At 41.4% G+C, this 18,243-nt stretch carries 17 protein-coding genes; 9 read left to right on the plus strand and 8 right to left on the minus strand.

Annotation, left to right across the window (positions count from 1 at the left end; genetic code table 11):
* The first annotated feature begins 218 nt into the window (after positions 1 to 218).
* Both CXF60_RS08655 and CXF60_RS08660 read left to right on the plus strand, forming a co-directional pair.
* Positions 219 to 443 (plus strand): helix-turn-helix domain-containing protein, encoded by a 225-nt coding sequence (locus CXF60_RS08655; RefSeq protein WP_058368516.1) that lies wholly within the window; start codon positions 219 to 221, stop codon positions 441 to 443.
* Positions 444 to 599: 156 nt separating this feature from the next.
* Complete coding sequence (locus tag CXF60_RS08660) at positions 600 to 875, plus strand: hypothetical protein (protein ID WP_058368517.1); 276 nt, start codon at positions 600 to 602, stop codon at positions 873 to 875.
* A gap of 188 nt (positions 876 to 1,063) precedes the next feature.
* Here CXF60_RS08660 and CXF60_RS08665 read toward each other — a convergent pair whose 3' ends face one another.
* Both CXF60_RS08665 and CXF60_RS08670 read right to left on the minus strand, forming a co-directional pair.
* On the minus strand, positions 1,064 to 2,020 hold the full coding sequence (locus CXF60_RS08665) for a hypothetical protein (RefSeq protein WP_102091618.1): 957 nt from the start codon (positions 2,018 to 2,020) through the stop codon (positions 1,064 to 1,066).
* A gap of 25 nt (positions 2,021 to 2,045) precedes the next feature.
* Positions 2,046 to 4,694 (minus strand): MobA/MobL family protein, encoded by a 2,649-nt coding sequence (locus CXF60_RS08670; protein WP_102091619.1) that lies wholly within the window; start codon positions 4,692 to 4,694, stop codon positions 2,046 to 2,048.
* 262 nt (positions 4,695 to 4,956) lie between these two features.
* On the opposite strand from CXF60_RS08670, the gene CXF60_RS08675 reads away from it, so the two are divergent.
* From CXF60_RS08675 to CXF60_RS08695, 6 genes are all read left to right on the plus strand, one after another.
* A complete protein-coding gene (locus CXF60_RS08675) occupies positions 4,957 to 5,298 on the plus strand; it encodes a hypothetical protein (RefSeq protein ID WP_025652650.1) in 342 nt (113 codons plus the stop codon).
* 198 nt (positions 5,299 to 5,496) lie between these two features.
* Positions 5,497 to 5,667 carry a hypothetical protein gene (locus tag CXF60_RS14450; RefSeq protein WP_157292455.1) on the plus strand — a complete coding sequence of 57 codons (171 nt, stop codon included), beginning with the start codon at positions 5,497 to 5,499 and terminating at the stop codon, positions 5,665 to 5,667.
* A gap of 329 nt (positions 5,668 to 5,996) precedes the next feature.
* Positions 5,997 to 6,950 (plus strand): replication initiation protein, encoded by a 954-nt coding sequence (locus CXF60_RS08680; protein WP_045448300.1) that lies wholly within the window; start codon positions 5,997 to 5,999, stop codon positions 6,948 to 6,950.
* 80 nt (positions 6,951 to 7,030) lie between these two features.
* Positions 7,031 to 7,264, plus strand: coding sequence for a type II toxin-antitoxin system RelB/DinJ family antitoxin (locus CXF60_RS08685; RefSeq protein WP_025652648.1), 234 nt, complete (start codon positions 7,031 to 7,033; stop codon positions 7,262 to 7,264).
* A gap of 93 nt (positions 7,265 to 7,357) precedes the next feature.
* Positions 7,358 to 7,648: a type II toxin-antitoxin system Phd/YefM family antitoxin gene (locus tag CXF60_RS08690; protein WP_025652647.1), complete on the plus strand. Its 291-nt coding sequence runs from the start codon at positions 7,358 to 7,360 to the stop codon at positions 7,646 to 7,648.
* Positions 7,645 to 7,899 (plus strand): Txe/YoeB family addiction module toxin, encoded by a 255-nt coding sequence (locus tag CXF60_RS08695; protein ID WP_025652646.1) that lies wholly within the window; start codon positions 7,645 to 7,647, stop codon positions 7,897 to 7,899. The genes CXF60_RS08690 and CXF60_RS08695 overlap by 4 nt, the downstream gene beginning before the upstream one ends.
* 260 nt (positions 7,900 to 8,159) lie before the next feature.
* On the opposite strand, the gene CXF60_RS08700 is transcribed toward CXF60_RS08695, so the two are convergent.
* A complete protein-coding gene (locus CXF60_RS08700; protein WP_101211256.1) occupies positions 8,160 to 9,236 on the minus strand; it encodes an RNA-guided endonuclease InsQ/TnpB family protein in 1,077 nt (358 codons plus the stop codon).
* Between the two features lie 523 nt (positions 9,237 to 9,759).
* On the opposite strand from CXF60_RS08700, the gene CXF60_RS08705 reads away from it, so the two are divergent.
* Entirely contained in the window at positions 9,760 to 10,728 is a 969-nt protein-coding gene (locus CXF60_RS08705; protein ID WP_025652670.1) for a DNA-binding protein, read from the plus strand.
* Between the two features lie 1,368 nt (positions 10,729 to 12,096).
* Here the strand turns inward: CXF60_RS08705 and CXF60_RS08715 are convergent.
* From CXF60_RS08715 to CXF60_RS08735, 5 genes are all read right to left on the minus strand, one after another.
* Positions 12,097 to 12,819: a CHAP domain-containing protein gene (locus CXF60_RS08715; protein WP_102091620.1), complete on the minus strand. Its 723-nt coding sequence runs from the start codon at positions 12,817 to 12,819 to the stop codon at positions 12,097 to 12,099.
* 580 nt (positions 12,820 to 13,399) lie between these two features.
* Positions 13,400 to 14,614 (minus strand): IS256 family transposase, encoded by a 1,215-nt coding sequence (locus CXF60_RS08720; protein ID WP_102091621.1) that lies wholly within the window; start codon positions 14,612 to 14,614, stop codon positions 13,400 to 13,402.
* 327 nt (positions 14,615 to 14,941) lie between these two features.
* Positions 14,942 to 15,826, minus strand: coding sequence for a prolipoprotein diacylglyceryl transferase (gene lgt / locus CXF60_RS08725; RefSeq protein WP_011959981.1), 885 nt, complete (start codon positions 15,824 to 15,826; stop codon positions 14,942 to 14,944).
* A 183-nt stretch (positions 15,827 to 16,009) separates the two neighbouring features.
* A complete protein-coding gene (locus tag CXF60_RS08730; protein WP_102091622.1) occupies positions 16,010 to 17,482 on the minus strand; it encodes an ATP-binding protein in 1,473 nt (490 codons plus the stop codon).
* A complete protein-coding gene (locus CXF60_RS08735) occupies positions 17,472 to 18,218 on the minus strand; it encodes a heavy metal response regulator transcription factor (RefSeq protein WP_102091623.1) in 747 nt (248 codons plus the stop codon). The genes CXF60_RS08730 and CXF60_RS08735 overlap by 11 nt, the downstream gene beginning before the upstream one ends.
* Positions 18,219 to 18,243 lie beyond the last annotated feature (25 nt).

The following is an 18,243-nucleotide window of genomic DNA, read 5'->3' on the forward strand; positions in this document are numbered from 1 at the left end:
ATACTTCATAGTAAAAATAGCATCACCTTTTCTAACTAGCGCATATCCATCATGATAGACGTCCTGTATCAAAGACAGCATAATAAACTGCCTACTACTAGGTAAATTGCCGCTATTGGATATCAATTTGAGCTACTAAAAGGAATACTTTAGCCGCTCATATTCGTTATAATCCGCTCACCAATCAAAAACCACCAATCGTTAATGAGGAAACCACTATGGTGAAGTGTCACTTATCGACCATTATGGGCGAAAGACGCCTTAAAATTGCCGATGTCGCAAGAGATACTGGTATCAATCGTGGCACCATTACTCGCATGTATCATGAAGAAGCCACCCGAGTTGATCTAGATGTCATCGAGTCTTTATGCACGTATCTTAGAATCAATGTTGGTGATTTATATGAAATTATAAATGAGGACAGCAGTGAAACGCCTGAGTGAACACCCTCGCTCATAAGACATTATCACCTTTAGACGCATAAAAAGACCTTTAGAAGGTCATTTTCTCTTGCAATAGATTAAAATATAGGTATAATTTGACCTGTAGTAGGTCATTTTATCCATTATTTACATACAATAATCTATAGGAGAATATCTATGAACACTAATTTATCGCGGCTCAACAGCTGCACATGGTTTAGTGAACAGACTAAAGCTTTAGCCTCTCAGCTGTTATTCAGCTTACAAATACAGCAGGGCGTACAACTGGCATCATTACTTGGTGTTGACGCTATCCTTTATAATGATGAAGCGATTTATGTCTGGGTGCAACGACAGCTAGATGACGGTCTTATGATTGATGATTATACGTTAAGCACCCTTGAAACCGCCTTTATAGAGTTGGTCACAGCTCATACTGACCAAGCAGCCTAGTCACTTTAGCTTATATTTACAGACTTCTTGTTTAACAAGAAACAATAACCCTTAAAGCCAGATAAAGTGTCATTATCTGGCTTTTTAATATAGACAAAGATAACGACAATCAAACAAGCCTTTTTTCAGTCTTATATGTTTTAGAAGACGCACTTTTGGGCAATATAGCTCACTATTACCATACGTCTTTACTCAGTCGGCTCTGCACGCGGCACCCCAGCTATTTTATAATAAACAAAGCCTCTCTCATCTCTCAAAACACTCTTACTGTCTGCTCTAACGCACCAGCTGATTGCATCAGGCTGCTCTTTATTAACATCACAAGCCAAAATAAACTGCGCACTTTGAGCATTATTAAAGGCCTGTTTCCAACCCGTTTCAAGCTCATCGATGCCGCGCTGTAGCTCTGCTTGCTGGTATTTCATCTCTGCAATCTCATCAAAGCTTGGCACATACCAAAATACCAGGGCCACCAAACTTATTATCACAGCCATCGTACCCGCTGCGACAGCGGCTGCAATCCTTTTAATACTCATAGTCTCAATGGACTTATGAATTTTGTCCAAGTCTTTACTAGCTCTAGCCTCGACCTGCTCAATCCGCGTTTTGGTGGTGGTCTCAAAGGTCTCAATATCTTCAATAATCTGCTTATGACCAGCTTGGTACTGATTGGTGAATAGGGCTAGATTGTCAGCGCTTGCGCTAAGTTTATCAGCCACCGCTTGCATGGTACTGATTTGTACCTCTATGCTGTCGTTTTTAGCAGTAACGATCGACTCTACAGCCGTATCAATCTGCTGTTTCATATCGGTGATGATGCCTGCTATTTTGTCATCATAACGACGCGGCATCTCATTGTCAGTAAAAGCAGTCACTGCCGCTTGTAGCTGCTTTAACACGAGTTCTTGATACTGACTCAATGCCTGCGAAGTCGTGCTTGCGCTACTACCTAATTCTTCAATGGCAGAAGACACCTCATTCACCTTGCTATCAATACCGCTAAGCGAACGCTCAAGCCGCCTCGCTACCGCATCATCGGCTCGCTTAATCAGCTCACGCAAGGCCCCAATGACCGGAGTCAATGAAGTCACTAGGTTAACAATTTGATCGTGTATGTCTTGCTCATTGCTATTGTCTTTATTCATGGGGTACTCATTATTATAATGCCGCCTAAAATGGGCGTGGTGAGGAGTAGCGGCGTGTTTGTGCTTGTTCATGCGCTTGGATGGCGTTCTTCGTTTTTTGCAGGTGATCTGTCACAGTTTGTGTGAGCGTTGCCCCATCTATGGTGATAGCAGGAACGTGCTCAAAGCGCTCATTGATTTTCGTTAACACCTCGACCTTATCTTGATTGTCAGGCAAGCGCTCAAGCTGTTGCCATAGCGTCGTTGCTGTCTTCTGCACCTGCGTTGCAATTTTTTTGGCATCGGTGTCTCGTAAACTTTTTTGTAGTGTCGTAAAGCTGTCAGTGTGTTTTAGAGTAGTGAATATAAATGCTTGTGCGGCAACCGCCTCAGCCGCGTTGATCACTTCGATCGGTGCATCAACGGCCTTAAAATCAAGGGTATTAACGCGGTTACGCACCCGTACCACTAAATTGTCAAATCGATCTCGATATGCTTTGGTCTCATTGATTCGCTGACGCTTAAGAGATGCCTGCTGCCGCCTCTGTTTTAAGGTTTCTCGCCGCCTGATCAAAGCCTCCTCTCGTGCGCGCTCAGCCTCTTTCTTAAGCTTTGCTTGCTCATGCGCTTTGTTGAGCTGATATTGCAGCGCCATAGTACGGCTGCGCCAGTCCTCAAGCCGATCTGCATTCAACTGAGTAGTCTTGGTACTTATGATTTCATCGTATAAATCATCATCTTGCACGATCACCGCCTCACTTTGATCCAGTAAGGCGATACGCTGCTCATAAAACGGTGATAAGCGCTGATAAGTCTTTTTACTGGTATTAATTTGCTGCTTTAACTGTTTGATGTCTTCATTATTGGTGGTCTTAAACGCTTTAACATCAGCGGCCAATGCCGTCAAACGAGTATCAGCATCCGCGTTTATCTCTACCGCTTTTAACGTACTGAGCACCTCACGCTCTTTTTGAAGATATTTAAAGCGCTCAACATCCAGATCTGCAAATGCGGCAAACTTATGATAAGTGTCCATGTTATTGGTGACGTCTATATCTTGTAGATCCGAAAACGCTTGATCCCACTGTAAGGATAAGTCGGATTTTTCAATATCAATCTCATCAAGAGCTTTAAAGCCAGTCGCCAGTTTATTCAGCTTTGCGGCAAAGGGTTTTAGCGTGGCCTTCAACCCTTTGTAGTCAGCAATGACTTCATTATTAAGCGGGATCAGCTTTTTTAAAACCGTTTTATTGTTCAGCACCGTTTTATCAATCTGTGACAGCTGCTCTTCAAGACGGCTAACAGCGCGGCCTGTTTGTAGGGTATCATCTTGTCTAAACTCCTCAACCAACGCTAAAGCCGCCTTTAGTGCCTCACTTTGCTCTTTTGTGCTTATCTGCCTAGCAAGCTCAATCATTTTTTGGCGGGGGTCACTAAAATCCTGTCCCACCTCCTCGGTGAACCGCTGGGTACTCTTAATGTTTTTATCAATGGTAATAATCTGTTTAGACTGGTGCGCTAACTCTTCATGCAGCGCATCAATGGTTGAAAATAAGGCGCTGCGTACCATCTTTTTTTGACTCACAAAGTCGGCTGAGATTGCTAAAAGCTCATCAAGTACGTGATCATTGGCCGCATCACTATGCGTCTGACTGTTACTTTTAGGGATAGCGGGTTCAAGTTCAGCGGCAGGATCTACAAAGCGGATATTACTGAGCTCAATTCGCGCAAAGGGTTTACGCTTTTTATAATGTATTGTGACGCCGTTAACCTCTTGTTCATTGCTTTCTAGGTCAATACGTCCCTTGTCGTCGTACTCAATTACTAAACCATTTTTTTCAATGTAAGCATTGATCTCATCAATCGTCTCGTTGTACTCGTGAATCACTGAACGATTGCCTTTGAGAATATCCTTATATAGTGATTTACCCAGTTTCATTTTTGGTAAACGATTGATGCCCAGCTCACGGTAGGATTTCTCACTAATGGTTTTATTCTTAGGCAGTAGCTCATTGGCCATATCCGCCCAAAGGGTGCGTTGATATTTAAGCTCATCGCCGCGTCCGTTTAACCCCTTAGATAACCGCTCCTCCGTTGACCACTGCAACCAATTCTTGCGTGCTGATAAAGCATAACCCTCAACATCCGCTACTATCTCACGGCTTGAGAGTAAAATATGGGCATGAAAGTTACGACTGGTCAGCTCAACCACTTCAACCTCCCCCACATGTTTCTCGTGACTGTGGGGCCGATGAATGGCCACATCGACAAGCACGTTATAGCGATCAGATAAGGTTTGAGCGTAGCGCTCGACCAGAACTATACGCTGATCCGCGGTGATCCCATCAGGAAACATCACATCAATCTCAGTACCCAATTGCGCGTTTTTACGAGTCTCAATGCGTTCAATATCATTCCAGAAACCCTCACGTGTCACTGCTAGATCCCCAGCAATAGTTGGCGTTAACAACGCCGTATGCACCACATTTTTCTCAACAACTTGCGTGTATTTAGTACCATCACTGTCCACTAAATTTAAGATTTTGTCTTTAGCTTTACTGGTGTAATCGTGGACGACTCCTGACTGTTCATCAACCAGTTTTGAGCCAGAATTATAAGCCGACTTTGCCACCACGCTATGATTTTTCGCCTTACTAACAGCGCTAACCGATAGATGAAATCCTTTATTATTCATAGCAAAAAAACCCAATATTGAGAGATGATTTTTTGGGGGTTGTAGGGGGTTCGCCCCCTGCCGAACGACGGAGTTTATGTAAAAAAACAGTACCCCTTGTGGGTCTTTTTTACATAAACTCCTAAGTTCGCTCTTAACAGAGGGTTAAAATACTACTGCGCCCACGAAAAGATGTGGTCTTGTGTATTTTACTACCTTGCATACCTATGTATGTACTGCTAGGATCAACTCTATCATAGTTGGCTAAAAAAAGGATGAGGTAATGTCAGTAATATCAGATGATTTATTCGCAAATAAGATTAAGCAATTACAGGCTCTTAAAAAAGAGATTGATCAGGACAGGCTTGAAGCACATAAAATATTGGGGGAGTGGTTGGCCAACGCATTAGACGATGATGATAATCATGAACTGCAAGCTATTTTTTTAGACGCACACGATAATGAAAAATATGCTCGTTTGAAAAAGCACCGTGAATTTTTGAAAGCAATTGCCAATAAAATACAAAGTAAAGCTGAGGTGGTACCAAGCAGCTTTACACCACCTAAAAACAGTCAGGACAGTGACCACGGTTCATTGCTTGATATTTATTCATCATCACAGTAGCTACTCGAAATCGCCTAATTGAAGGTACAGCTGGATCGTCTACTAATTAGCGAAAGGTTAGGAGACGGTTATCGGCTGTTTTAAGCGTTTTAGAATAGCTTTAGCTACCATCGTATCGGACAGAGCGTAAAACGTATATAAGAGTGGTTTCTAGGCTTTTTAGCAACGGTTTGATAAGTGTTTACAGATGTGTCGATAATGGCTACTGAAAATGAAGACAAACTATCTACAAAAAATGAGACTGATATTGAGAATGTGAAAACAGGGTTGTCCAGAATGACAGACGAAGATATTCAAAATATCTTTGACCATGCTTTTGAAGATCTTCAAAGATCTAAGCTTGATCCGAACCATGCGAACGTGGAATAACATTAAGTAAGTGGACAATTGCATTCTGAGCTACTGATCAGTTTTACAAGTGATTGGTCGATCAAATTATCATCTTAAATCCGTCGGTTTTTTGGTTTTTTCCTTATTATTTAAAATAAAAATATATTTTTTACTTTTAAAAACTTTTAAAGACTTTTAGACAGTCTGTAAGCTTTGCTATTAAAGGGTTACGCACTCTATTATGCTACTTTTATCCCGCATTATGCTACTTTTATCCCGCATTATGCTACTTTTATCCCGTTTAAATGCTACTTTTATCCCGCATTATGCTAGTATCTTAAAGTAACTAGCATAATGAGGTTGTCATAATGAATGATGTCGAGCTATACGAAAAAAAATATCCTGAAAAATGGATTGTTATGCAGAATAAAATTACTCAAGCTTTTAGAGAGATGTCTATTGATGAGAAGCGCATCATTATTCTAGCGAGCCCATTGGTTAGGGTTAATAATGCTACTGAAAAAACACCGATAGAGGTTGCGTCTTCTGAATTTGCTAAGCTTAGCGGAATAGATAGAAACTCGGCTTATAAGCAAATGAAATCAGCTAGCAAAAAATTAATGAAGCGTACATTCATTTATGAGGATAAGGATGGTGATGATACAGAGGTTCAATGGCTAATCAGGTCGAAATATGCAGATGGCTATATATCGATGCATTTTACAGATGAGGTAATATACTTACTTCAGGTTTTTGATAAGCTCAACCCTTACACTAAATATTTAAAAGAAGATATCTTAAACCTCAAATTGACTTACTCGTTAGACCTTTACCATCTAGCAAAAAAGTCTGAGGGGAAGGGTGGTTTTTCTATGACTTTAGATCAATATAGGCAAGAACTTGGCACGCCTAAGTCGTATGAGCGCATCAACAATTTGAAAGAGAATGCAGTTGATGGACCCATAAAAGAAATTAATCAGAAAACCGACATCAAAATCACCTATGAAAACATCAAACGTGGACGCACAGTTACAGGTTTGACATTCACCGTCAAGGCCAAGCCAACTAAGAAAAAAGGACAGGAGGGCCTAAATCAGAATAATGAGGATAGAGATATCCCACCTCTAACCGTTAAGCAAATTGATCGTTTTGCCCCTTTGTTGGCTAACTACTCACCGTTTGGTAGTTACGCACCATCAGGTAAAAGCACTCAAGAAGTTATTAGTTGGTTACACACTCAATTAAGAGATGAGGCTTTTTTAAAGACCCACAAAAAGCACTTACTGGCGATAGGCTATACGTTCCCTAAGCAGAAATCATAATATGAAAAAAGCATGCTTAGTAGTTTTGGCATTACAAATGGTTTATATTGTACGTACATATATAAGCCATTTGTAATGCCATGACGACAACCAATTATAATATCAGGCTCGATCAAGAGCTCAAGGATAGCGCCTTTGCCGTGTTTGAAAGCTATGGATTAACGCCGTCTCAAGCAATCAAATTGTTCTTAACTCAAGTGGCGCAAACCAATACCGTGCCGTTATCCTTTGATTATCAAAAACCCTCTAATCTTAATACGCCGCCACAAACTTCTGCGGGTGATTACGGATTGAGCGGCCAGCGCCATAAATAAATCAGTGTAAAAATAACTGTACAGATATAAGTACAGCTATGGTATATAATATCAGTCATACAAATAAATATGACCAAACACGGAGTAATCGTTATGGATGTTGTGAACTACACTGATTTTAGAAAGGGCCTAGCCAAATATATCGATAAGGTAGATACCGACAAATCGCCGATCGTGATTACTAGACAAAACGCCAAACCTGCGGTACTCATGAGTTTAGAAGAGTTTAATTCATATGAGGAAACGCTTCATCTGCTAAAAAGCCCCACTAATGCCAAGCGCCTCAGACGCTCTATAGCCGATGCTAAGGCGGGTCGTTTAATCGAGCATGACATCAATACGGATGACGCATTATTGACTTGTGATGATGAGGTGGACGCTTGATCTTATCTTGGACACAGGATGCGTGGGAGGACTACGAATACTGGCAAAAAACCAGCAAAGAGAAGGTCAAGCAAATAAGTAAGCTGATTAAAGCCATCAAACGTGACCCATTTGAGGGTATTGGTAAACCTGAACCACTCAAACACGATCTGGCAGGCTATTGGTCGCGTCGCATTGATCAAGAGCATAGACTGGTTTATGAGGTTCAAGATGATGCCATTATCATCGTTCAGTGCCGATATCATTATTAAGTAAACAGTGTTAGTTCACAAAAGTGCTTGATCCTAAGAATCAGGCACTTTTTTATTTTCCATTCTGGCTATGTGTCCTAAAACGAACGAGAAAGCTCTGTAGAGACGTCTAAATATATTGGTTAGTATTTCGACCTAAACATTCGATAACAAACCTTATGTGGTCATACGACGCCATATAATTGCTAATAATGACTATACCTCTGATCACGTTACCACAGATTGACTTCCTCCCCGACCTAAAGGAACGGGGATTCCTACTAAAGACGGCCAAGCCCGACCGCGAGAATGTTTTTTGCTCCATTAACATCTCTGTTATGGGTCGTTTTACAAGAACGACAAAACCATGCTCTTATACCAAGACCTTCTCTACCTTTCGGACTGTCTTGGCGAGAGCCGCAACACGAGCAGGTTTGGGTGGTGTACGCTTCATTGACTTCGATATAGTGGCAACCTGCGTTCGCGCATTTATAATCCAGTTGCCGCTTAATCTCAAACCAACCAGCATCATAGACGGATTTGGCCAGTTTGGATGAAGTGAATGAGTTTGATTTGATTTTACCAACAACGATTAAGCTGTTGGCTTTGACAAGCTTTGATGTGAATTTATGAATCAGATCTTGGCGGGTGTTTTTAATCTTGGCATGAATGACCTTAACCCGTTTTTTGTTTTTGGCACGTTGAGCGATGGCCAGTTTTTCTGCGTATTGATGGGTGACTTTGATTTGTAGCTGATCACCCTCACTACTGACTGCGGCATCTTTACAGCCTAAATCAATACCGACTTGGCCCGTACCACAAACTGTTTTTGGAAATTCTTTGACGGTGATACAGGCGTACCAGTGACCTCGTGCATCTTGTACCAGCTCACAAGTATTGATGGTATAGAGCGAGAGGTTATAGCTATCCCACAAATCAATGATCAGCTTTTTGCCTTTAGCGAGGCTTAGCTGAATAGTAGATTTAAGGCTTTTCTTGCCTGACTGACGGGTTGTTAGGTGCTTAATGGCGGTCTTTTTAAACGGAATCCAGCCCAAGCTTCTTCTCTTGGCTTTTGGGTTATTGGTACGCCAGTTGAGTTTGGCTTTTTTAAACTGTTTACGGGATTTAGCGTGAACCTCACTGATCGCTTGCAAGGTTTGACTGTGCAGATTCAGGTATTCACCCGCCCCTTTAGTATAAGCGGCCAAGTCATAGGCTGAAAAGAATTTGCCCGTGCGCTGTAAATGTTTAAAACTTAGCTCATTGACGTAGTTCCAGACAAAGTTGACTGCCCCAGCTAAGATATTGAGCTGAGTGGCGTGTTTGTCTTTGATGCGTAGTTTGAGCGTTTTCATGGAGTAATTATGATCTCAATGCAGTTGGGTATCAAGGGGTTCGCCATACTGGGCGACAACGACTGACGCCTGATATCCACGCCCTAGAAGGACGTGGTTTTACGGCGTTAGATGATAAAATAGACGAATTACCGCCACTAACTGCTAAGCAGCAAGCAGACTCAGAGCATCTAGCCACGCTTAGCGATGACGACATTGATTTATCGGACATTCCAGAAGTCACCGACTGGTCAGGCGCGATCCGTGGCAGTATCAAATCTCAAGCGTTGTCTACGGAAACCAGTGTCATTAGCCCAAGTATCCTTACCAAATTCAAGGACAGAGCTAAGCAAACAGGCGGTAACTATCAAGACATGATCAACGATGCCCTAGAAGAATACCTAACCGATCACTAGGCATTAAATAACAAGCACATGACCTCAAGATTACTTGGGGTTTTTTTACATTCTATATTGTAGTATGTTGTATATTGTAGTATATTATATACAACATACTACAATATACTATTAAGGGATACAAAATCATGGCACTCACGATACAAGATATTCATGCAGCAGCAGACCAATTACAAGAGCAAGGGGTTAAGCCGACACTGGCAGAGGTGCGTAAGGCGCTAGGCGGTGGATCATTCACGACTATCAGTGATGCTATGCAAAGCTGGAAGCGAGAACAGCAAGAAGAGCAAGAGCTACAGCAAGTAGACTTACCTAGTGGTATCACAGAACGCTTGCACACGCTTGGGGCTGATATGTGGCAGACGGCTATTGATATGGCTAATGATAGATTGTCTAAAGAGCGTGAAGCTTTAGAGGTGGTTAAGATCAAGGCACAAGCAGAGATGGACGAAGCGCAAGAAGCGGTTAAGACCTTGGAGGGGGAACAAGCGGATTTACTACAGCAACTGGACGAGGTGACCGGCACTGCGGAAACAGCAACTAAAAGCGCACAGCAAGCCACAGCTGACCATGACGCTACCAAACAGACGCTATTAGATACTAGGCATGAATTAGAGCTTGAACGCACTAAGGCTAAGACCGCGCAATCACAGCTTGCAGAGGTGAGTAATGCATTAGATAAGCAATCTATAGAGCTGACTAGCAGTCTTGGTGAGGTAGCCACGCTTAAAGCCACAGCTGATAGTGATAAGGCAGAGATTGCACGTTTAAAGATTGAACTTAAAAATACTAAGTCAGAGCTAAAGGCAGTCACCACTGAGCGGAATGATATACAAACGGCTACCGCAGAGATCAAAGGAGAGTTAAAGGCAGTCACCGCTGAACGTGACAAGCTATCAGGACTTAATAATCAGCTGACTCAAACTCAGGCTAAGCTTGAAGCCGAGCATAGCGTATTGAATAAACAATATAGCGAGCTATCAAGCCGTCATTTATCAAAGCAGGAACAAGTGACTCTGTTACAAGATCAACTTAAGAAAGCACAAGATGCTCTAATACTTATTCAAAACAAAGATAATACTTTGGATGCTGACTAAATAAAAGTATTCGAGGTTTCAGTTTAATTAGGATTTCAAGATAAAGAACAGTTATAAGTTTGGGAGGTAGTTTACCCAAGGCATAGATCTCGTTCTATTCACACTAAGCTTATGAATCAACCATGACAATATCGACTCACTGAATAAGTGACTGCTGTATAATAACTATTCTAAATTTTTCTCTGGACTCTTATAGTATATAGCCGAGTGGGCTATATACTACTTAAATTAGCCTAAGTGAATTTATGCTGATTTTGGAGCCTTGAGCAGATTTCAAGGAACACTCACCCTAAAGCGATTATGAGTAGATAAAATACTCACAATCGCTTTAGTGCATTCCTTGGATTTGATGTGATTAGTCATGCCGACTTCATCGCCCATCGCGTCATCAAGACCGTATCACTGTATCAAGCTACGGTTGTTAAGATTACGGCTGATAGCACCGCCTAGACACGCTCTTAACCGCTACTGTGCTGTCATACGCTAGCAAGGGCATAAACCCAATATACCGCTACGATATGCACGAGTAACCACTCATTGCGTTGCTCAATATGTCTAGAACCCCCTGTCGAGAGCTTACCCCTGTGTCAAACGCAGTCGTCGCCGAGGCCTGCCACCCATTTGACGGGTAACGGGTACAAAGAGAGCAGCACAAGGATGTAACGAGCGAACAAGCAGTTTTTAAAATGTATAGTGAATAAGGTTGATATGAAAGCAGTTTTTGGATAAAATGACCCTAAACGGGCATTTAATGCTGTTCAAATAACGCAGTCTGTGTGCTTATTTGTTCGTTACAGGGTGCGTCAACACGCTGTAACCGTTATCTATATTTAAAACTAAATGCCTCTGGGAGTCAACTCCCAGAGGCATTTTTTTGTTTAGTCTTTCGATATGACTCTGGTAAATCTTTAGGTGCTATCATAATCAACTTTCTCAAGTACTTCAAATCGCTTTGAGAGTGTCATAATCTCTCAAAAAACCATCTGAACCGCCTCAGGTTTTCGGAGACTAAACAGTCTTAGAGAGTACGACGAACTCGGGGTGGTTTACCCATACGCTTTGAGCTAAGCCACATCTTCATGAGCGTCGTTTCGTAATTTGTCTTGTAATGCTAGCAATCCAAAAATTTCTCAGTTTTGCGCCAGAAATGTGCAGGTAGTGCACAAGCGGTATCATGTGGCATCTTAAACGCGCTTGCCGATAATTCTTGTAATGAGTAATGATATCAGTAGTGTCTATTTCTGACTGATCAAATCATGAAAGGTTAAATACACCCTGATGTTAAGCACAAAAAAACCCAGCAATGATAGTAAGATCACTACTGGGTTGGAGAAAAGCAATAAATATGTTGTGCTGACTTCTCAGGTCTTATTTATCATTCATAGCAAGGTAGATATTACGATCTGATGCGGATGCGTCATCCACATATTTTGAATCACGCCATGTCGTATAAGCATAGACACCACTGTATGGGCTGATACTGTTCTGACGGAAGTCAGAAATCCAATTTGTACCATCGAAAATTTGAATATGGCCATGTGGACGCTTTGATGAGCGATCATAGACAATAACATCACCTACTTGGGTTGGCATATCATTGCTGATTTTGCTGAAACCTGCTTTCTCAAGTGTGCCACGAGTAGCGTACTGATAGGCTGAAGGATTTGGAGTGAACTCATAACCAGCTGATTGTAGTGCTTTACGTACGTAACGGGCACAGTATCCAGAGCTGCTAGATAGAGCCACTCGTGAAGCGCGAGCAGCAGCGATAGCGGGTGCTGAATTGCTATCAGGGATAGTATTGACTTGCTGCTGTTGTCTTTCAGCATATAAGCGGCTACTTGATAACGAAAGCTGTTTCTCTTTTTGTTGAGCCTGCGCACTTAAGTTGCTAATTGCTTGACTGATTTCATCATTGCTAGAAACATAAGTACCACTTTTGGTGCTATAAATATTTTTTGACGAACTGTAGTTTGATGCCGCAGAAATATTGGTTATATTATTACTTGTTTGAAAGGTCGTTACAGCAGCAGTACTCGTTTGTGCTATGCCCATACCCAGTACTGACAAAATCAATAAGGCCTGTTTCATAAATCTAATACCTACGGTTAATTCAAAATGGTCTGTTGCCCATAACAGAGCAGTCAATTAAATCTCAACAACTCAAGAATATACACATTGTGGTGACTAATAATTATGCTGCAAACCCTTATTCCATAGGCGGCCGGCATTATCAACGATTTCGCTAAAACCTTATAAATTTATTGGAAATCAAACTGTTAGCCAAAACACAAATCGGACTTTAGCATAGGCTGTAAAGCATGTCATCACTAATAAAAATCTGATAAAAGCTCTTTTTAAGCTTATAAAATGATAAAAAATACCTATTTTATAATGTAATTTCGTGTAACATTTATAGAATATAGCTGACCAACCTGACAACAATATCTCCTGTTTGATAAGCAGAAAAAAACGTTTGAGGATTAAATCCTTAATTTAGATTTAATCCTCAAACGTTTTTTTAGTGGGTGAAGTAATTATGCTATATAGGGTTTAACCAATTATTAAAATAATATACTAATTTATAGTGTCAATATGAATTTTAATTCGCTAAGGAACTATGTAATCTTACGTAATTGTGAGCCCATCCCGAATTCTGTGTAACTGCCCTTTAGATTAAATGCTTACTGATACGATCATCAAACATAATCATAAAGCGATTAAGAGCAGACGTCCAGTTACGAATAGGCATCGACCACTTTTTGGATGCCTGCTGGGTGGCTAAGTACACCACTTTAAACGCTGCCTGATCAGACGGGAACACCTTACGCTTATTCACCGCTGTCCGAATCACACTGTTTAGCGACTCAATAGCATTGGTGGTATATATGACTTTTCTAATGTCTTTAGGGTAGCCAAAGAACACCGTTAAGCCCTCCCAGTTATTACGCCAAGACTTAACCACATGCGGATACTTATCACCCCACACCTCATCAAAGTGCTCAAGATTGGCCTCTGCCATCTCAAGGGTATCAGCGCCGTAAATGGCCTTTAGATCAGCCGCTACGGCCTTTTTATCCGTCCACGGCACAAACTTCATTGAATAGCGCACCATGTGTACGATACACAGCTGAACCTGTGCCTTTGGATAGACGGTGTTAATGGCATCAGGGAAGCCCTTTAGACCGTCAACACAAGCGATTAAGATGTCTTGTACGCCGCGGTTTTGTAGTTCAGTGAGAACACCAAGCCAGAATTTAGCGCCCTCGTTCTCTGATAGCCACATGCCAAGCAGCTCTTTTTTACCATCAAGAGCAACGCCTAAGGCCAGATAGATAGCTTTGTTGATGATCTGCTTGTCCTGACGAACTTTGACGACAATGCAGTCTAAGTAGACGATAGGATAAACACTGCTCAGCGGCCGGTTCTGCCAAGCGGTGATGTCCTCTAATATGTTATCGGTGACTCTTGAGACAAGAGAGCTTGAGATGTCGACGTCATAGAGCTCTTTAATGCTCTCTACAATCTCGGTGGTGGTTTGACCCTTGGCGTAAAGGAATATGATTTTATCATCAAGGCCGCTAATACGGGTTTGATGCTTGCGCACGAGTGTAGGTTCAAAGTCACCATGACGGTCTCTTGGGGTGGAGATCTCAAGATCGCCTGTATCACTGCGGACGGTCTTTTTAGTGTGTCCGTTGCGCTTGTTTGGTTTATCTGCTTTCTCATGCTTGGGGTAGCCGAGATGATCTTCCATCTCAGCTTCAAGGGCAGTGTCGATAAAGGACTGCATGAGTTGCTTCTGAAAGTCTTTGATGTCATCGAAGCTTTTCATACTACCAGCCATTTGCTCGGCCAGTTTTTTAATGTCAGATTGAGTAGTCATTGCTTATTCTCCTGTTAGTGGATTATAAGCAGTTACACACTTTTTAGGAAAGGCTCGTAATTGTTGCGATACATCATGTAGTTCCTTGTATTAATTTCTAAGAAATTGGTTATTTTAAAGACAGATAACATCTAAAATAGGTTACATTGACATAAAAAGTTACATATCCAAATTTATTTTTAGCTTTTGAAGTTCCACTATCTGATGAAAAAATTAGGTTTAGGAATAAAAATCCTTGTACTAACATAGGTATTAATTCTGCAAATGGAATGTATCTTGTTAGAACTGCATTTATATTTATTTGTTCATGCACCTCGACACTTATTTCTAATATGCAGACTGCTTACCCCAATCATAAATACCGCGTTTGTAAGCATAAATCAGCATGATTAAGCCGGCGATAATCATCGGCGCGCTTAAGATTTGCCCTTTGGTCATCCAACCTAATAATATGAATCCTTGGTCAGCATCTGGCTGGCGGAAGAATTCAATGATAAAGCGGCTGATGCCATAGCCTAGTAAGAATACAGCGGAGGCGGCCATACGTGGACGTGGTTTTGATGAATACCACCATAAGAATATAAATAGCAGCAGACCTTCGGCAAAGGCTTCATATAGCTGTGATGGATGACGAGGCAATATGTATTGACCATTGACTTCAATCATCAATTCTTGCAATTGTGGATTGCTCTGTAATTGCTCCATATCAAACGCCGCGGCTTGCGGAAAGTAGGTCAGCCAGTTATAGCCACCGTCTGAGACGCGACCCCATAATTCGCCATTGATATAGTTGCCGATACGCCCAAACAGTAAGCCGGTTGGTACACAAGGAACGATAAAATCGAATACTTGAAAGGTAGTCTTTTTATATTTACGGGCAAAGAACCACATACCTAGCATGACGCCGATAAAGCCGCCGTGGAAAGACATACCGCCTTCCCAGACTTTTAATATATAGGCAGGGTTTTGGAGTAATTCACCGAACTGATAAAACAGCACATAGCCAATACGACCGCCTAAGATGACACCAAGCGCGCCATAAAAGACTAAGTCAGAGACCATGTCGGTGGTCCAATTGTCGCGTTTGGTACTGCGATACCAAGCCAAACCGTAAGCGGCAGCAAAGGCTAGCAAATACATTAGCCCATACCAGTGCACTTCCAATGGACCCAAGGAAAGCGCTACGGGATCATACTGAGGATGAATCATCATAAAGGCACCATAATTATTGGTAATAGAATGTATGAAATAGGCTTATATAAGAAATTTTTTGTCCAACAATTGAAAAGTACAACTATCGCAAGTCAGAATCTCATCTTATGGATAGAGAGACCTTCCAAGTAAACTCGCCTTCGATCTAATCTGAGCGGTTCATAGACAGTATGAAGGTATTTACTACCTGGCAATCAACAACTTTACAGCAACCTCAAAAAGACACTCATCTTTGATAGTAATACTAACTTTGCCATTATGAGCATTGGCGATAGCTTGCACAATAGATAAGCCTAAGCCTGTTCCTGAATGCATCGTATTCGTTTTATCATGACGATAGAATCGCTCAAACAGTTTATCGGCTTCAATCTGATTTAATGGTTTGTCTAGACGGTTGGTCATAGTTATTCTTAACCAGAGCTGCTCTGGGGATTGAATATCGTCTTTTGGCGCATTAAGCGAGGTGCTTGAAGTGAGGACAGTAGCGGATATCATAATAGTGCTATTACTAGCCGCATAATGAATCGCATTTGACATCAGGTTGGCAAACAGCCGTTGCAATAAGCCTTTATCACCTAGTACTGTTTTAAAATCACCCGATTTTTCAAAGATTATCTCACGATCCTCAGCAATCATCTCATAATAATCTATAAGCTTTGTGATCAAGCTCTCTATATCGACATGACTGATTTGCGAATCACTCAGCTCTTTTTGAGTTTTTGCCAGTAATAACATATCGTTAATCATGGCGGATAACTGCTTTAACGTATCATGCTGATGATGCAATTGCTCAATGTATTCGTCGCTTTCTCTTGGCTTAGTTAACATGACTTGCGTTTGCGTACTCAGCGTCGCTATTGGCGTACGTAGCTCATGGGCGATATTGTCTGAAAACCGTGATAATGATTCAAAGTTACTTTCAAGCTTGACCATCATAGAATTATAAGACTCCGTTAGTGGACGTAATTCTAACGGCATATCGCCAACCACAATTCTTTCATCTAACCTTTGAAGATTAATGCCTTTCATCTTTTGTACGATAGTAGCTAGGGGAGCAAAACCCCAGTGTACACTTAGTGCTGCTACTGAAACCAATAATAAGGTAATGGCGATAAGTATCAAGCTCAGCTGGCGATTAAACTGGATAAGATATTGATGATGCACATCGCTAGGTAGAGCAATAAATGCCAAAACCTCTTGATGTGTAATGATAATGGCTCGGTAATGCCTATTATTTATCTTGATCATAAACTGCTGATCGCGATAGTCCTGCAATAGTTGTAACAAGCTAAAATCTGCCGGTAGATCATTGATGAAATTACTGGGATCGCTGGATAATAATTTGCCATTTTTATCTGATACTAAGGTTTTTAAATCATAATCCAGCCAAGAAGAATGTAGATGATTGGCATCAATTAGCGCTTGCGATTTTGATACTGTGAATGGTTCTATGTGATCTTCCAAACTAACCATACGTTTACGCAGGTTAAAAGCTGCATGGGTAATAATCTCTGAGTCCATTTGCTCAAAGTGCTCGTTAACAGAGCGCTGAACCCATATATAAATAACAACTTGAGAGATAACAACAAATATTGTCAGTAAAAAAACAGTACGCCATAACAGTGACCAACGCCGATTCTTAGATTTATGTCTCATTTGATGCCAGACTGTCTTTATTAATACTATCGTCGCCCATGCCACTATCCACGTCGACAGCCAGTGGCTCTAACTTGTAGCCCATTCCGCGTACCGTATGAATCAGCTTTATATCAAATCCATCATCAATTTTTATCCGCAAGCGCCTTATAGCCACGTCAATGACATTCGTATCACTTTCAAAGTTTACATCCCATACTTGCGAGGCGATCACAGTGCGCGGCAGTACCTCACCTTGACGTTCTAAGAAAAGTTGTAATAAAGCAAACTCTTTAGCAGTCAATTTTATATTAGTGTTGCCTCTATGAACGGTGCGTTTGGCAATATCCATTTTCAGATCAGCTATGTGTATGACCGAGCTTTTATAATCAGATTGATTGGCACGGCGCAATAGGCTTTTTATTCGGACAATTAGCTCGGCAAAAGCAAAAGGTTTGGTCAGATAATCATCGCCACCAATTTCAATGCCTTTGATCCGATCGATTAAATCATCTTTAGCGGTTAAAAATAAAACAGGCGTATGCTTTCCAGCAGCACGGTAGCGCTGTATCAGCTCAAAGCCGCTGACGTCAGGCAGCATCACATCCATCAAAACCACACTAAAATCTTCAGTCATTAACGCATGATAGCCATCTAAACCTGTCATGTGATGATCCACGATGAAGCCTGCTTCACTTAAGCCTTTTTTTATATACTCGCCTAGTTTCAACTCATCTTCTACCAGTAGTATTTTCATAGTAACCCCTCAACACGATTATGAT

It is taken from the genome of Psychrobacter sp. 4Bb (assembly GCF_002836735.1).
Taxonomy (GTDB): domain Bacteria; phylum Pseudomonadota; class Gammaproteobacteria; order Pseudomonadales; family Moraxellaceae; genus Psychrobacter.

Bases quoted from the DNA above. Each gene is read 5' to 3' on its own strand.
- CXF60_RS08735 (WP_102091623.1), bottom strand. From the start codon at position 18,218: ATGAAAATACTACTGGTAGAAGATGAGTTGAAACTAGGCGAGTATATA.
- CXF60_RS08730 (WP_102091622.1), bottom strand. From the start codon at position 17,482: ATGAGACATAAATCTAAGAATCGGCGTTGGTCACTGTTATGGCGTACT.
- CXF60_RS08660 (WP_058368517.1), top strand. From the start codon at position 600: ATGAACACTAATTTATCGCGGCTCAACAGCTGCACATGGTTTAGTGAA.
- lgt (WP_011959981.1), bottom strand. From the start codon at position 15,826: ATGATGATTCATCCTCAGTATGATCCCGTAGCGCTTTCCTTGGGTCCA.
- CXF60_RS08720 (WP_102091621.1), bottom strand. From the start codon at position 14,614: ATGACTACTCAATCTGACATTAAAAAACTGGCCGAGCAAATGGCTGGT.
- CXF60_RS08700 (WP_101211256.1), bottom strand. From the start codon at position 9,236: ATGAAAACGCTCAAACTACGCATCAAAGACAAACACGCCACTCAGCTC.
- CXF60_RS08685 (WP_025652648.1), top strand. From the start codon at position 7,031: ATGACGACAACCAATTATAATATCAGGCTCGATCAAGAGCTCAAGGAT.
- CXF60_RS08705 (WP_025652670.1), top strand. From the start codon at position 9,760: ATGGCACTCACGATACAAGATATTCATGCAGCAGCAGACCAATTACAA.
- CXF60_RS08715 (WP_102091620.1), bottom strand. From the start codon at position 12,819: ATGAAACAGGCCTTATTGATTTTGTCAGTACTGGGTATGGGCATAGCA.
- CXF60_RS14450 (WP_157292455.1), top strand. From the start codon at position 5,497: ATGGCTACTGAAAATGAAGACAAACTATCTACAAAAAATGAGACTGAT.
- CXF60_RS08675 (WP_025652650.1), top strand. From the start codon at position 4,957: ATGTCAGTAATATCAGATGATTTATTCGCAAATAAGATTAAGCAATTA.
- CXF60_RS08680 (WP_045448300.1), top strand. From the start codon at position 5,997: ATGAATGATGTCGAGCTATACGAAAAAAAATATCCTGAAAAATGGATT.
- CXF60_RS08655 (WP_058368516.1), top strand. From the start codon at position 219: ATGGTGAAGTGTCACTTATCGACCATTATGGGCGAAAGACGCCTTAAA.
- CXF60_RS08665 (WP_102091618.1), bottom strand. From the start codon at position 2,020: ATGAATAAAGACAATAGCAATGAGCAAGACATACACGATCAAATTGTT.
- CXF60_RS08690 (WP_025652647.1), top strand. From the start codon at position 7,358: ATGGATGTTGTGAACTACACTGATTTTAGAAAGGGCCTAGCCAAATAT.
- CXF60_RS08670 (WP_102091619.1), bottom strand. From the start codon at position 4,694: ATGAATAATAAAGGATTTCATCTATCGGTTAGCGCTGTTAGTAAGGCG.